Genomic DNA, 13,321 nt, shown 5'->3' with positions numbered 1-13,321 from the left:
GAGTATTCCGTCATCGACCCGGGGCAATGCCTCAGCGCTGTAACCGCCACGTCGCGTCGGGCTTCGGAAGCGGCCAGGTCCAGCCGTTTCTGGCACGCAGCTCCAGCAGCTGCTGCCGCCGCCCGCACGACTGCTCGGTATCGCCGTCACCCTCGACACAGTTGCGGTGGATCCAGATCATGGATTCCACCGTGCCCGAAAGGCGCATGGCGCCGTGCTCGCGCATACGATGATGCTCGAGCACGGACGGCGTGTCCGACATGGCCCAATCATCCCTCAGCGAAGCCGTGCTGTCGTGCGGTCTGCCTGCCTTCGCCTCTTGCGAAAGGAGCAGTTCATGTGTCGGCTCTTCGGTCTTTCGGCCGCTCCACACCGGGTCCGGGCCACCTTCTGGCTGCTGGACGCGCCCGACAGCCTGGCCCGGCAAAGTCACCGCGAACCCGACGGCGTCGGCCTGGGCACCTTCACCGCGGCCGGCGCCCCGCTGGTCGAGAAGCAGCCGATCGCGGCCTACGAGGACCGGCGTTTCGCATTGGAGGCCCGCGACCGCGAATCCGCGACCTTCGTCGCACACGTGCGTTTCGCCTCCACCGGCGGGCTGAACGTGCGCAATACCCATCCGTTCGAGCGGCGCGGGCGGTTGTTCGCGCACAACGGGGTGCTGCACGGGCTCGACGAACTTGACCAGGAACTGGGCGAGTATCGCGGACTCGTCCACGGCGACACCGACTCCGAACGCTTCTTCGCCCTGATCACCAAGCGGATCGATCACCATGCGGGCGATGTCACCGCGGGTATCGCCGACGCGGTTCGCTGGATCGCCGACCGGTTGCCGCTCTACGCGCTCAACCTCGTCCTCACAACGGCGACCGAGCTGTGGGCCCTGCGCTACCCCGCCACCCACGACCTGTTCGTCCTCGAACGCGCCGCGGGTGGCGTGCAGGGCAATCAACGCCTCGACCATGCGGCGGGCCCCGGCATTCGCACCCGCAGTGGCGCGCTCGCCGGCTATCCCGCCGTCGTCATCGCCAGCGAGCGTATGGACAGCGACCCCGGGTGGCGGCTCCTGGCATCAGGCGAACTGTTGCATGTCGATGGCCGCCAAAACGTGCGGACCAGCATCGTTCTGGATTCCCCGCCCCGCCAACCGCTTTCGCTCGCCGACCTGGGCGCGACCGCCGCCGCGTCCCAGACCGCACGGTAGTGATCACCGCGGCGAGCGGACGCGAGTCATCGTTCCGGTCGTGAGGCCCGGGCCAATTCGACAGTGGCCGCACGCAATTCGGTGATGGCGTCAATGGGCCGGAGATAGCCGATGCGCGTGATCGCGATGCCGCGCGGGGTAGTGACCCGCAGGTCGAGACCATAGCGGTCGGCCCGTTCGCAGACCGCGGCCGACGCATCCGGGTAGCCGCCCCGGGCGTGGGCCATATCCAGGAGAGCGTCCGCGTGGTCGTCATTGAGGTGCGCGATGGCCCGGGCTGCCGCGGGGATGATCGGATCGGCCTGGGCGGCAGCGTATTCCTCGGCCGTGGCCGAATCCATGCGCCCGTAACCACCGACCCAGCGCGCCCGCTGCACACGCAGTACCCACACGGTGAAATCACTGAAGTCGATATAGGTCTCGGCGGCCGGGACCGCGGCCAGGTGAGCCTCGCGAGCCGCGACGGCCTCCCCGCCGTCCGGGCGTTCCGCGATGCCCGCCAGCGTCAATCGCGTTCCGGCCAGCGGATCCTCCGGCAGATCCGGTGTGACGATCGACAGACTCGCCCGCGGATCGGCGGCCAGATTGCGGCCGTGCTCGGCCAGCCGGGAGACACACAGGACCGGTTGTCCCGCAAGTAATCCGTATGTGACGAAACTCGCCCAAGGTCCGCCATCGGCCGAGAGCGTCGCAAGGGTGGCGGTATTCGTCGCCGCGGCAACGGTTCTGGCTTCATCCGCCGCGGAGGGCCGGGTGCTGTTCGCGATCAGGGTGAGCGGCGGGGGAGTAGAGGGCGCGTCGCCTGGGTCGCCGTGGTCGAGAGCCATGGGCACAGGCTACCCGCGCCGACGAACGGGACCGATCAGTCGGGAAGGATTGGTACCGAAAGCCCCTCGCCCTTCCCCAGCAAGGCGGCACGCGTGACGGTGCCCGCGCCGAAGCGATCCCGCAGTGCGTCGAGGGTCGAATCCAGGGTGGATTCCGCGCGCGGTTCGAAGGGGAGCGACAGCTGCATGGTGTCGGCGTGGTCGAGATTGGTGAGCGACAGACCGATGAGGGTCAGGCCGCCGCGCTCGTGGATCAGCGGCAGGGCGGCGGCCAGCAGCGTGCGGGCCGCGCGCAGGACGGCCTGCCCGCTGTCGGTTGCCTCCGGGAGGGTGTGCGAGCGGGTGGCGCGGGTGAAGTCGTCGAAACGCATGCGCAGCACGATCGTCCGGCACACCCGGCGAGCTTTGCGCAGGCGGTGCCCGAGCCGGTCGGCCAAGCCGTGCAGGTAGGCCTCGAGCTCCTCGTCGCTGCGGTGGCGTCGGCCCAGCGCCCGCTGCGCGCCGATCGAGCGGCGGCGTCGCCCGGTATCCACCCGCCGCGGGTCGCGCGCCCACGACAATGCGTACAGATGTTTGCCGATGGCCGGGCCGAGCACCGCCGCGAGCGGACCCTCACCCATATCCGCCAGCTGTCCGACCTTGGTGATGCCGCGCTCGTGCAGCTCACGGGCGGTCACCTCGCCGACGCCCCACAGTCGCTCCACCGGCAGCGGATGCAGGAACTCGAGCTCCTGATCGGGTGGAACCTCCAGCAGCCCATCGGGTTTGGAGACCGCGCTGGCCACCTTGGCCAGGAACTTGGTGCGCGCCACCCCGACCGAGATGGGCAACCCGACCTCGGTGCGCACGCGCGTTCGCAGGTCGCGCGCGATATCGACCGGGGCGCCGGCGATCCGCCGCAGCCCGGCCACATCCAGGAAAGCCTCGTCGATGGAGATGCCCTCCACCTCGGGCGTGGTGTCGCGGAAGATCTCGAAGACCGCCTTGCTGGCCTGTGAGTACGCCGACATGCGTGGCGGCACCACGATCGCGTTGGGGCACAGGCTCAGTGCCTGGCGCACATTCATCGGTGTACGCACCCCGAACGCCTTGGCCTCATAGCTGGCGGCCAGCACGACCCCGCCGCCGACGAGAACCGCGCGGCCGCGCAGCCGCGGATTGTCCCGCTGCTCCACCGATGCGTAGAAGGAGTCCAGGTCGGCATGCAGAATCGCTGCCTGCTCGGGACGCTCTCGACTGCTCGCGATCAAACCGGACACGAACATATGTTCGCATACCCGTCGGTCTGATGTGTTGAACCCGAGCCTCTGACGGCAGAGCCGGATCATCGCACGGGATGCCGAATTCGGGGAACGGCGCCGACGAGCGTCAGCGCTGCTGGCCGGTCAGGTCGTAGACCGCCATATCACCGAAGTGCTGGGTGGCCGTGTAGTGGGCGGTCACCCAGTCGAGGATCTCCTTGTTGCCTGCCGGTCGCCAAATGCCCTGTTGTGGATCTGGGTGCGCGGGCGTTGGGGAATCAGCGGGCTTCGGGTCCACACGCCACGCGTCGGGCAGTTTGATCTCCGGGACCAGGTAGTAGGTGATCTCGTGGTTGCGGACCAAGTCCTCGAACTGGGGCAGGGTCGGCACCGGGTCGGCGGAGGTGAAGCCGCCGATGGCGAGGACCGATGTGCGACTGGCCAATTCGAGGCCGGCCGCGGGCGACGAGCGGTCGATGGCGGCCGACCACTTGGTGTCTGTCTTCTGCAGCAGCGCGACCAATTGCGGGTCGGCCTGGCCGCCGAACAGCGTCTCGAGATGCTCGCGGAACTGATCGGCCGGGCCCTGCTTCTTCGGCTGCGCGGGACCCACGGTCGGGCCACCGCCGGTGTGCGACTCCGGCAGGGTCGCGGCCGCGTACGCGGTCGTTCCGGCCAGGCCCGCGATCACACCGGCCGTGAGGAGTACCGTGGTCGCGCGGCCGCGCAGGCGATCCCAACGTGCCGCGGGCGGCAGCGTCAGCACGATCAGACCCAGGCTCGTGATCACGGTGATCGCCAGCACGGTCCAGCGCAGCCACGGCTGCCAGTCCGAATTGCGCTGCAACAGTGCGAATCCCCAGATCCCCGCCGAGAGGATCAACGCGGCACCACCGACCCGGCCGAACGCCTCGGCCCGGCGACGCCACACCTCGTACACGCCGACGGCGATGCAGCCCGCGATCGCCGGTGCGACAGCCAGCGTGTAGTAGGCGTGCATACCCGACTTCATCGCCGAGAACAGCACCCCGTCGATCACCAGCCACAGGCCGTACACCAGGGCGGCACCGCGGACCAGATCGGTGCGCGGCCGGCGACCCCGCGACACCAGCACCAGCACGAAGGCGAGTAGTGCGGCGGGCAGCAGCCAGGAGATCTCGAATGCGATCTCACCGGTGAACATCCGGTCCGGGCCAGAGCCGAACCCGCCGCCGAAGCCGCCGCGCTCGAGCGCCTTCGGAATCTCGTAGCCCTCGGGCAGTTCGAAGGGATTCTTCGCGCTGCCGCCCATGTGGTTCTTGCCCAGATAGCGGGCGAAACCGTTGTAGCCCAGCACGAGATCCATGAACGTGTTGTCCTTCGACCCCGCCAGATACGGGCGCGAATCGGCGGGCCACAGAATGGTCAGCAGCACATACCAACCCGACGAGACGATCAATGCGCCCAGCGCGGCCAGCGAATGCAGCAGCCGGTTGCGCAGCGTCGTCGGAGCGACGATCACATACGCCAGCCCCAGCGCAGGCAACACCATGAGACCCTCGAGCATCTTGGCCAGGAACGCGAATCCCAGTGCAACACCGGTCAGCACGATCCATTTCAGGCTCGCCCGCGGCAGCGCTCGCACGGTGCAATAGGCCGCGGCGGTCATGAGCAGCACCATGACGGCGTCCGGATTGTTGAACCGGAACATCAACGCCACCACCGGCGTCACGGCGAGCACCAGGCCCGCCAGCAGACCAGCACCGCGGCTCGACGTCACCCGCGTGACCGCGCCGTACATGAGCGCGACCGCGCCGACCGCCATGACCGCCTGCGGTGCGAGCATGCTCGCACTGCTGAATCCGAACAGCTGCCCGGACAGGCCCATCACCCACTGCGACACCGGCGGCTTGTCGACGGTGATGAAGTTGCCCGGATCCAGCGACCCGAACAGCAGGGCCTTCCAGTCCTGCGATCCGGACCAGGCCGCGGCGGCGTAGAAGCTATTGCCCATCGCATTGACGGTGATGTTCCACAGGTATGCGACGGCGGTGCCGATGAGCAGCAGCGCCAGCGCGAGCCGCTCCCAGGGACGCGCGGGGGAGAGGTCCTCCGATATCTCGGTCGGCGGGGCGGTCGGTTCGGACGGGGCCAGCTCGGCAGTGGTCACGCTCACCGCGGGAGTGTGACCCGCCAGACGGTGAAGACCCTGACTCCTCGCTGGGAGATTCCTGTGAACCGAGATCTCCCTATGCTGGTCGGATGAGCCCAGGTATGACAGCGCTGGTGCGGATCGACCCGGACCTCGACGCGGTGACCACCTCAGGGCCCGAAGCCGATCCGGCCGACGCCGGACTCGCGCCGGGCGATATCGAAGCGATCTGGCGGTCCGTACAAGACTGGTACCGCATGGGCACGACGCCCGCGATCCAGGTGTGTCTGCGCCGCCACGGCCACGTCGTGTTGAACCGGGCCATCGGCCACGGCTGGGGCAATGCGCCCAAGGATGCCCCCGACGCCGATAAGCGCCTGGTGACCCCCGATTCCCCATTCTGCGGATTCTCCACGGCCAAGGGCGTGTCCGCGGCGCTCACGTTCATGCTCGTCGAACAGGGCGCGTTCGCCCTCACCGACCCCGTCTGCGCCTACATCCCCGAGTTCTCGAGCCACGGTAAGGACCGCATCACCATCGGCGACGTCCTGTCCCACTCGGCCGGCGTTCCCTTCATCACCCCGCCCCACCGCGGCGCCGACCTCGTCCTCGACGAGGAACTCGCCGTCCAGGGCCTCGCCGACCTGGTTCCGAGCTGGCCGCCCAACCGTTTCCGCGTTTACCACGCTCTGACGAGCGGTTTGATCCAACGCTTACTCGTCCAGCGCGCCACCGGCAAGTCCATGCGGGACCACCTCCGCGAACAGGTCCTCGACCCACTGGGCTTCCGCTGGAACAACTTCGGCGTTCGCGCCGAGGACGTCGACGAGGTCGTTCCCAGCGTCAAGGTCGGCCCCGGTCCCGCCAAGATCTGGCGTCATCTCGCGGGCCGAGCTCTCGGCGGCGGTCTTTCCGGCCCCACTGATGAAGCCGCCGCCCGCGCCTTCCTCACCGCCGAACTCCCCTCCGGCAACCTCGTCACCACCGCCTTCGAACTCTCCCGCTTCTACGAAATCCTCACCCGCGGCGGTGAACTCGACGGCGTCCGCATCATGCGCCCCGACACCCTGGCCGCCGCGACCCGCCCGGCCCGCTGGCTGCCCGGCATTGCGGGCCGAGTCTCGGTCGCCGGGTATGAGTTGGGGGCCCGGCGCTCGAAGTTCGGCCGTGACACCGAATCGCACTTCGGCCGCAGCGGCCTCACCACTCAATACGGCTGGTCCGACCGCGCCCGTCACCTCTCCGGCGCCATCCTCACCAGCGGCAAAGCCCAGGCCGACACCGACCGCCCCTGGCAGCTGGTCGCCGAGATCTCCGCGACCATGAGCCCTCGGACAGATCGCGGATAGGCCGCGCCCCGGCCGACCGCCGATCAGTCCTCCGCGAGGTGCGGTGCGGGGAGTGAGAACCGGTGATGTCCACGACCGCGTCGGGAATCAGACCGGCCACGGCGGTGCTCACGCTAGGCATTAGGCGCGAATGCCACTGGGAGAAACACGACAACGCCGGAGCCTTCGTGGTCTATCGTCGCGGGTCCGGTGGCTCGAGCATGGGGACGAGGAATTGGCGGGCGATCGCGGCGAGTTGTTCGTCATCGTCGAGGTCGACGACCTGGCTCGGAATCGCCAGGAACGACGCGCAGATTCGGACCATCAACTCGGCGACCAGCTCGACCCGCAGATCCGGGGAGATAGTGCCGGCCCGCTGCTCCTGGCCGAGTTGATGGGCCACGAATTCCCTGACCATCGCCACCGCCCGTCCGCCGTCACCGACCAACGAGGTGATGAAGTGGTCGGGTTCGGCGGTGATGAGAGCACCGATCAGCGGGTTCCCACGCAGGGCGCGCAGTGAGCTCACGAAGCCGAGGACCACGCGATCACCGACATTCGTGGCTGCGGCGATATCGACGAGGAACGTGTCGAAATAACGGCGAAACTCACGCAGGATGACCCGTTCCACCAACTCTTCTTTGGTCGCGAACCGGCGATAGACGGTGATGCGGGAAACCCCCGCGGTTCGCGCGACGTCCTCCATGGTCGAGCGCTGAATACCCCAGCGTCGGAATTGTTCGTCGGCGGCGTCGAGGATGCGGGTGCGAATCTCGTCGGTGTCGTCGACCTGTTCGACGGACTGCAGATACGCGCGTTCGATCAAGGACTTGCCGCCCCGGGGCGAATGAGCGGGCGGCGCAGATTCCACGGCGTCCTCCTGAAACATCCTGTCCTGTATCTGTTATTCGGCCGCGCCGCCATCGTGCTTCGCCCGGTGATCGCGTGGCGCATACTCCACATCGTTGTTGATACGCAGGTACGTTAGTCGTCTCATCGGATCCCATCGAAGCGTTGTGACGGGACAGAGTTCGATGGCTTCGGCGGCCGGCGCGGGGTCGGGCTTGTCCTCGCCATTCCAGCGCGCCGAGGTCAGCAGACCGAGCACCACGGTGACCGTGACGAGGGTCAAGGTGACCACGCCCGCAGCCCGCGAAAAGTACCAGAGCCAGGGACTACTCATGAGCTGGGCCGATCTCGTGGCGCAGTGGTCGTGGCCGGCCACCCGGAGGTCGTCACGACCTCGCCGGCATGGGTCACCAGCCGCGCGGGCACGTGGCGGACGGTGAGCTATTGCGGGGCATGCTCGTCGAGGATGACGGCAGCGGTGGACGCGGCGTTCGCCCGCACCACGTCCGGACCCGCGCAGGTGACTTGCGCCCAGCGCGAGTGCGCGGGTCGGCCGGTGCGCGGATCGATAATGTGATGGCGGTCGATGCCGTGCTGGACCCAGGTACGAAGCCGGGTCGAGGAGGTCGCGAAAGCCTGTCCGGCCGAGCAGACGACCTGCGCCACAACGTTGTTCCAGTCGCGGACTCCGATCGCCCATCCTCGGGACGGCGCCGCGCCCGCCACCGCGAGATCGCCGCCCAGATCGACCAGGTAGCCGCCGCTGCCGGTCACCGCGAGTTCGGACGCGATCGAGTCCGCCGCCCAAGCTTTCGCGCTCGCACCCAGATCGAGCATCGTTCCCGCCGGAATGCTCACCTCCCGGTGGGATTCGTCGAACTTCAGCTGGTGATGCGCCGGAATGACCGGGGTCGGACCGGTGGGCAACGTGTCGACGCAAGCGCGTACCGCTGCCAGGTCGTCGTAGCCGCAGGCCATCAGCGCGGCGCCCACCGTCGCGCAGACCAGTCCTGCGGTCAGCCTTTCGGTGCGCGCCGCGGCGCGCAAGCACGATCCGAGTGTCGCGCCTACCGAAATCCGCAGGCGCGCGGATCGATCCGTGCGTGCCAGTTCCGCGCTGCGCGCATTGATCAACGCGAGTTCGCTGTCGTCGCGGAATCGGGAAGCGGCGCGGTCGAGTTCGGCCAATCTGGCGCGAACCAGCTCGGTCGCCCACCGCAGGTCGCGGGGATCGGTACACACCACTGTGGCGGTGGTTCCGATCGCGTCGAACGCCGCGGAGGTGGCCTCGCCGCGGGCGGCGGTCATGATCCTGCCGTATGCGCATGCGGGAGCGTCCGGGTGGTGGTCGCAGGCGTTGTCGTCGGCCAATCCTCGATCCCATCCTGATCGACGGTCTGGACGTCACGGTTCGTTCGCGCTGGTGAGTACGCATTACCTACGGGTGCGACGCCGTCAGTTCGATCGAGGTGTGCGGGCAGGTCAGGCTCTGAGGCGGGAACCGCGGCATGCCGGGCGGCCTCGGCGTCGGCGGCCAGCTGCGCGGCGATCCCACCGACCGCGGCGGTCGCGGCTACGAGAATCCCGGCCGAGATGCGGCGGACCCGTACGAGATTCGGGCTGTGCTTCATCGGAATTGGTCCTTTGCTATTCCTCGGCTTCGGGGCCGGCGGGCCGTCGTGCTGGCGTCCTCGCCGACTCCCGTACACGTCTCGCCGGAGCGAGGATGAGGTTCAGCGGTTGGTGAGCGGGATTTCGATGCTCAAGGGCATCCTCAGCTCGGCCATGTACCACATGGCGAACTGGCGCAGGAACTCATCAAACATCCAGTAGGGAGCGTCCACCACCGGAGCCACCGACAACACGCCTTCCCGAACGGCGACGAACGGGCCCCAGGCGACTTCGAGCAGTGGGCTCCAGACCGATTCTCTGGGGATGTGGAGCCAGTCGGCGACCCTGTCTCCCATGATGAATCGGGTGAACGCGCCCAGGATGCCGCGGCTGAGCAGGGTCAGATCGAGGTCGGCGCCGAGGTTGAGCAACTGGTTGGCCAGATCGTTGCCCTCCGCCGTCGGTGCGAGGATCGGGTCGAGCTGCTGGGCGGCTTGCGCATCGGCCTGCTCCCAGGTCGCGGGAATGTACTCGTCACGGATTCCGAGCAGGTGCGCGGCCAGCTGCCAACTGTGCAGGTAGCCATCGGATTCCGCGACCGGGATGGGCACTTTCCACGCGGTGAGGGTCCGCATGATGGTGGTGGCCAGACTGTGCCAGGTGACCATCATGTCGTCTTGACTGATCGGCGTGACGCCGTCGGGCCAGTGCGGCGACTGCGGCAGCAGATGCCGGACGGACGCGTGAATGATCCTGGTCTTCACGCAGGTCACGATCATCTCGCCGCCGTCTCCGTAGGCATTGACCGTGCCGATGTCGTATCCGAATTTCGCGGTCTTGGCGATGCGATCCTTCAGATGCGAGCCGCCGCGGGAGTAGTACACCGCCAGCGCTTCGTGTGGGATGACCGTGGACATCATTCCGCTGGCGAACGCGTACAGCACGCCGAGATATAGTCCGCGCTTCTTGTTGAACTCGAAGGAGCTGGCCAGCTTGCCCTGATCGGTCCACGAAGGCAGCTGACGCGCGTACTCCATGAAGTCGGCCAGCCCCTTCGGCAGGCCGGCGGGCAAGGGTTGGTTGTTGTAGATCCAGGTCGCCAGCAGCTTGTTGACCTGCGGCACATCGGCGTGGTCGATGACATCCGCCACAACCGAATCCGCTTCGGGGTCGTACATGGTCAATGGGTCGGCGCCGTCACCGCTGCCGACCACCGAATCGGCGGGCGACCACTTCCACGGCTCCGCTCGGGCGGTACGCGCGGTCAGTGCCATCGCACCGACGACGCCCAATAACCCGCTACCTGTCCTCAATGCGTCACGTCTGCTGAGACGGTGTGCATCCATGCCGATGTTCCCTCTTCGTTGAGTCTGATACACAGACACATATTATGTATCTGTGTATCTTGATGAGACCACACGGTGACGGCAGTCACAACCAGTTGGCACGGATTTCCCAGATGAAGGACCAGTCGATGAACCCGTACGTCGTTATCCAGAACCTCCTCAACCACTTCGACCTCGGGTCGGCCGGAAGTAGTGGACCCGTCGCACTGACACACCTCGCCGACCGCGCCGCGCAGGCTGAGTCGTAGGGCCGCGGCCACCCTGGCGCCCCGCGATCTTCGCCGATATCTGCGACCGGCGGCGCGCTCGGCACCGGTCGCGAGGTAATTCGCCAGGGCCGCAATCGGACACCGGTCCGCGCATCCGAAATCCTGAGGAAGGATTTCACGGGCAGGCGAAACGCCGACGCTACAAAGCGGGCCGCATCTGCGCATTCTCCAGATGACCCCGGCCCGATATCCGAGGCGGCGCATGGGCCTACCTGCCGCGACGCTGCTCCAGCCGTACGCGAAGTGACTCCGTTATCTGGGGTAGGGCAAACGAGTTGTTTTCGCGCCGTTTCCAGGGAGATCTGGAGGCGGGCTGACGCGGAAGGATCAGGAGCGACTGTCGAGGACGCCTACCGGTGTCTCCGATACCACGCACGGGCGCGTGACCGGGGTGGTGGCATCGGAGGTAGCGCATGCTCCGACAGGCCGGCTCGCTCTTATTCGTTCGCGACTTCTGCCGGACCGGGGGTGAGTGGCTGTTCATCTCCACGGGCCGAGGGAGGCGTGTCCGGAAGGGTTGGCTGCCAGCCGGGAGGCCCGAAAGTGTAGCCGAGCCAATCGCGGACGCGCCGGGTCGAGCGGAGATCACGCCACAGCGCACCGAATTGGTAGTACTGCAGGGTGAGGACATTGGTGCTGTCGATGTTCGTGGTGAGTCCGTAAGTGGGGCGGAAGGTTTCGGCCCGGAAAGTGCCGAAGAGGCGGTCCCAGAGGATGAGGATGCCGCCGTAGTTGCGGTCGAGGTATTCCGGATCGCTGGCGTGGTGCACGCGATGGTGGGAAGGCGTGTTGAACACGAATTCGTACCATCGTGGCAGCTTCCCGACGGCTTCGGTGTGGACCAGGAACTGGTAGATCAGGTTGAACGACCAGGCTGTGAACACCATCCACGGCGGTACGCCCAGCAGTGGCAGGGGCGTCCAGATCAGCAGTTCGAACCAGGGGTTCCACTTCTGGCGCAGCGCCGTCGCGTAGTTGAAGTACCGGCTGTTGTGGTGTACCTGGTGTGCCGCCCAGACCAGACGGACTCGGTGCGAGACACGGTGGTAGAGATACCAGAGCATGTCCACGCCCAGCATCACCGCGACCCACGACCACGGGTTGCGCGGATCGAGGCGCCAGGGCGCGTGTACATACAGTGCCGCGAAGGCGATCAGCGCCGCGAATTTCGCCGCGCCACTGATGAATACCGAAACCCCGCCCATGACCAGGCTATTGCGGGCGTCGACCTTCTCGTAGCCGGTGCGGTCGTCCTCATGTCCGCGCAGCGCGGCTATCTCGAGCACCATCGCCAGCACGAAGAAGGGGATGGCATAGGTGACGGGTTGATTGATCTGTTCCCACAGGGACACGGCTCGCGCACCTCTCACGCCCTTTGAAGTGACACTATGGTCACTTCGGATGGAAGTGACCGTAGGGTAAGTTCAGGACCATGTCAACGGCCGCGGGTCTGGGAACCAAAGGAATGCCCTCCGACAATCGCCGCCAGGAGATCCTGTCGGCCGCCCTGCGTGAGTTCGCCGAACGGGGCTTCGCGGGAGTATCCATGGCGTCCGTCGCGGCGCGCGCGGGTGTATCCAAAGCGCTGGTGTACCAGCACTTCGTCTCGAAGGACCAGTTCTACGCCGAATGCCTGGCCGCCGTGGGCGAGCCGCTGCTCGAACGCCTGGATCGCGAGATGGGCAGTGACGCGGAACCTTTCGCGGTTCCGGCCAATGCCCTGCACGGCATCTTCGATACGCTCGGCCCGGATCGCACCGCCTGGCGCATCATCCACGACCCCTCCGTCCCGGATACGGGCGTCTCCGGGCGAATGACTCGCGCCTATCGGGACCGAATCTCCGGCTACGCCACAGCGGGCGTACGCCGTTTCCTGCACGCGCTCGGCGATGACGACGAACGCGACGTAGACGCACTCGCACGAATCTGGACCGCCGCGGTGGACGCGATCATGGCGTGGGCCCGTGAACATCCGGAGGAATCCGCCGAGGATCTCACCCTCCGGTTCACCGGGCTCATCGACACCGTGTTCTCCATCGGCTCGGCGCGACAGCTTGCGAACAATCGACCACCTCGCTAGTTCAGCTGTGCGGCGAGGCGACGGGTGTTGCCCGGGCAGGCGGCGGATTCTGTCGTACTTCCATTCACAGGCGTACCGGGTGTCGTCGTCGGCGGGAGCCGGGCCGGCCGTGGCGGGTATCGGCACCGGAGGGCGCACCATACGTGGAACGCCACTCGGATAGATACCGAACGGTCGCATAATCGTGATGCTCCGGAATCTCGCACCGCGGGTGGAATCCATCGCACTGCCCGCGAGGGGAACTACCCTTGCGTGCCGATCGAGCCAAATGCTCGTCACGTGGGTGTGGGTGGCTCGGCGGCGGGATGCATGACGGCGTGCCACCACGATTCGAGCCCACTCGGCTCCGGCCAGCGCACCACTGGCACATCGTCATCGGAACCGCTGGTGATGGTGGGCGGCGTCGCATGCCGCTTTCCTGGCCGGCGAGCGGGC

Annotated in this window: 12 protein-coding genes; 3 read left to right on the top strand and 9 right to left on the bottom strand. The window is 67.1% G+C overall.

From position 1 onward, the window contains the following. Positions 1-31 precede the first annotated feature (31 nt). Positions 32-262, bottom strand: coding sequence for a hypothetical protein (locus GLP40_RS26650; protein WP_154790766.1), 231 nt, complete (start codon positions 260-262; stop codon positions 32-34). Positions 263-337: 75 nt separating this feature from the next. Here GLP40_RS26650 and GLP40_RS26645 point away from each other — a divergent pair, with 75 nt between their 5' ends. Next, positions 338-1,204, top strand: a complete 867-nt coding sequence (locus tag GLP40_RS26645) for a class II glutamine amidotransferase (protein ID WP_154790765.1) — start codon at positions 338-340, stop codon at positions 1,202-1,204. A gap of 26 nt (positions 1,205-1,230) precedes the next feature. Here GLP40_RS26645 and GLP40_RS26640 read toward each other — a convergent pair whose 3' ends face one another. The 3 genes from GLP40_RS26640 to GLP40_RS26630 form a co-directional block, all read right to left on the bottom strand. Then, positions 1,231-2,031, bottom strand: a complete 801-nt coding sequence (locus GLP40_RS26640) for a HugZ family pyridoxamine 5'-phosphate oxidase (protein WP_154790764.1) — start codon at positions 2,029-2,031, stop codon at positions 1,231-1,233. Positions 2,032-2,066: 35 nt separating this feature from the next. Next, positions 2,067-3,296 (bottom strand): DNA polymerase IV, encoded by a 1,230-nt coding sequence (dinB, locus tag GLP40_RS26635; protein ID WP_154790763.1) that lies wholly within the window; start codon positions 3,294-3,296, stop codon positions 2,067-2,069. A 103-nt stretch (positions 3,297-3,399) separates the two neighbouring features. Next, the gene (locus GLP40_RS26630; RefSeq protein ID WP_328290692.1) at positions 3,400-5,427 is read right to left on the bottom strand and encodes a glycosyltransferase family 39 protein; all 2,028 of its coding nucleotides are present in this window, start codon (positions 5,425-5,427) and stop codon (positions 3,400-3,402) included. An 86-nt stretch (positions 5,428-5,513) separates the two neighbouring features. Here GLP40_RS26630 and GLP40_RS26625 point away from each other — a divergent pair, with 86 nt between their 5' ends. Beyond that, positions 5,514-6,752: a beta-lactamase family protein gene (locus tag GLP40_RS26625; protein WP_230329976.1), complete on the top strand. Its 1,239-nt coding sequence runs from the start codon at positions 5,514-5,516 to the stop codon at positions 6,750-6,752. A gap of 172 nt (positions 6,753-6,924) precedes the next feature. On the opposite strand, the gene GLP40_RS26620 is transcribed toward GLP40_RS26625, so the two are convergent. The 5 genes from GLP40_RS26620 to GLP40_RS26600 form a co-directional block, all read right to left on the bottom strand. Then, the gene (locus GLP40_RS26620; RefSeq protein WP_328290691.1) at positions 6,925-7,602 is read right to left on the bottom strand and encodes a TetR/AcrR family transcriptional regulator; all 678 of its coding nucleotides are present in this window, start codon (positions 7,600-7,602) and stop codon (positions 6,925-6,927) included. Positions 7,603-7,635: 33 nt separating this feature from the next. Beyond that, positions 7,636-7,914, bottom strand: a complete 279-nt coding sequence (locus GLP40_RS26615; RefSeq protein ID WP_154790761.1) for a hypothetical protein — start codon at positions 7,912-7,914, stop codon at positions 7,636-7,638. A 107-nt stretch (positions 7,915-8,021) separates the two neighbouring features. Next, a complete protein-coding gene (locus GLP40_RS26610; RefSeq protein WP_230329975.1) occupies positions 8,022-8,888 on the bottom strand; it encodes an FAD:protein FMN transferase in 867 nt (288 codons plus the stop codon). 425 nt (positions 8,889-9,313) lie between these two features. After that, positions 9,314-10,537 carry an oxygenase MpaB family protein gene (locus GLP40_RS26605; RefSeq protein WP_154790760.1) on the bottom strand — a complete coding sequence of 408 codons (1,224 nt, stop codon included), beginning with the start codon at positions 10,535-10,537 and terminating at the stop codon, positions 9,314-9,316. Positions 10,538-11,243: 706 nt separating this feature from the next. Next, complete coding sequence (locus tag GLP40_RS26600; protein WP_328290690.1) at positions 11,244-12,158, bottom strand: sterol desaturase family protein; 915 nt, start codon at positions 12,156-12,158, stop codon at positions 11,244-11,246. An 80-nt stretch (positions 12,159-12,238) separates the two neighbouring features. On the opposite strand from GLP40_RS26600, the gene GLP40_RS26595 reads away from it, so the two are divergent. Next, positions 12,239-12,886, top strand: coding sequence for a TetR/AcrR family transcriptional regulator (locus GLP40_RS26595; protein WP_154790759.1), 648 nt, complete (start codon positions 12,239-12,241; stop codon positions 12,884-12,886). Positions 12,887-13,321 lie beyond the last annotated feature (435 nt).

The sequence above is a fragment of the Nocardia aurantiaca genome (assembly GCF_009708175.1).
Taxonomy (GTDB): domain Bacteria; phylum Actinomycetota; class Actinomycetes; order Mycobacteriales; family Mycobacteriaceae; genus Nocardia; species Nocardia aurantiaca.
The sequence above is the reverse complement of the archived record's forward strand: the minus strand, read 5'-3'. Positions and strand labels throughout refer to the sequence as shown.

Excerpts from the sequence above, each read along its gene's own strand:
- GLP40_RS26610 (WP_230329975.1), bottom strand. The coding sequence starts at position 8,888 with ATGACCGCCGCCCGCGGCGAGGCCACCTCCGCGGCGTTCGACGCGATC.
- GLP40_RS26640 (WP_154790764.1), bottom strand. The coding sequence starts at position 2,031 with ATGGCTCTCGACCACGGCGACCCAGGCGACGCGCCCTCTACTCCCCCG.
- dinB (WP_154790763.1), bottom strand. The coding sequence starts at position 3,296 with ATGTTCGTGTCCGGTTTGATCGCGAGCAGTCGAGAGCGTCCCGAGCAG.
- GLP40_RS26650 (WP_154790766.1), bottom strand. The coding sequence starts at position 262 with ATGTCGGACACGCCGTCCGTGCTCGAGCATCATCGTATGCGCGAGCAC.
- GLP40_RS26645 (WP_154790765.1), top strand. The coding sequence starts at position 338 with ATGTGTCGGCTCTTCGGTCTTTCGGCCGCTCCACACCGGGTCCGGGCC.
- GLP40_RS26595 (WP_154790759.1), top strand. The coding sequence starts at position 12,239 with ATGTCAACGGCCGCGGGTCTGGGAACCAAAGGAATGCCCTCCGACAAT.
- GLP40_RS26605 (WP_154790760.1), bottom strand. The coding sequence starts at position 10,537 with ATGGATGCACACCGTCTCAGCAGACGTGACGCATTGAGGACAGGTAGC.
- GLP40_RS26615 (WP_154790761.1), bottom strand. The coding sequence starts at position 7,914 with ATGAGTAGTCCCTGGCTCTGGTACTTTTCGCGGGCTGCGGGCGTGGTC.
- GLP40_RS26625 (WP_230329976.1), top strand. The coding sequence starts at position 5,514 with ATGAGCCCAGGTATGACAGCGCTGGTGCGGATCGACCCGGACCTCGAC.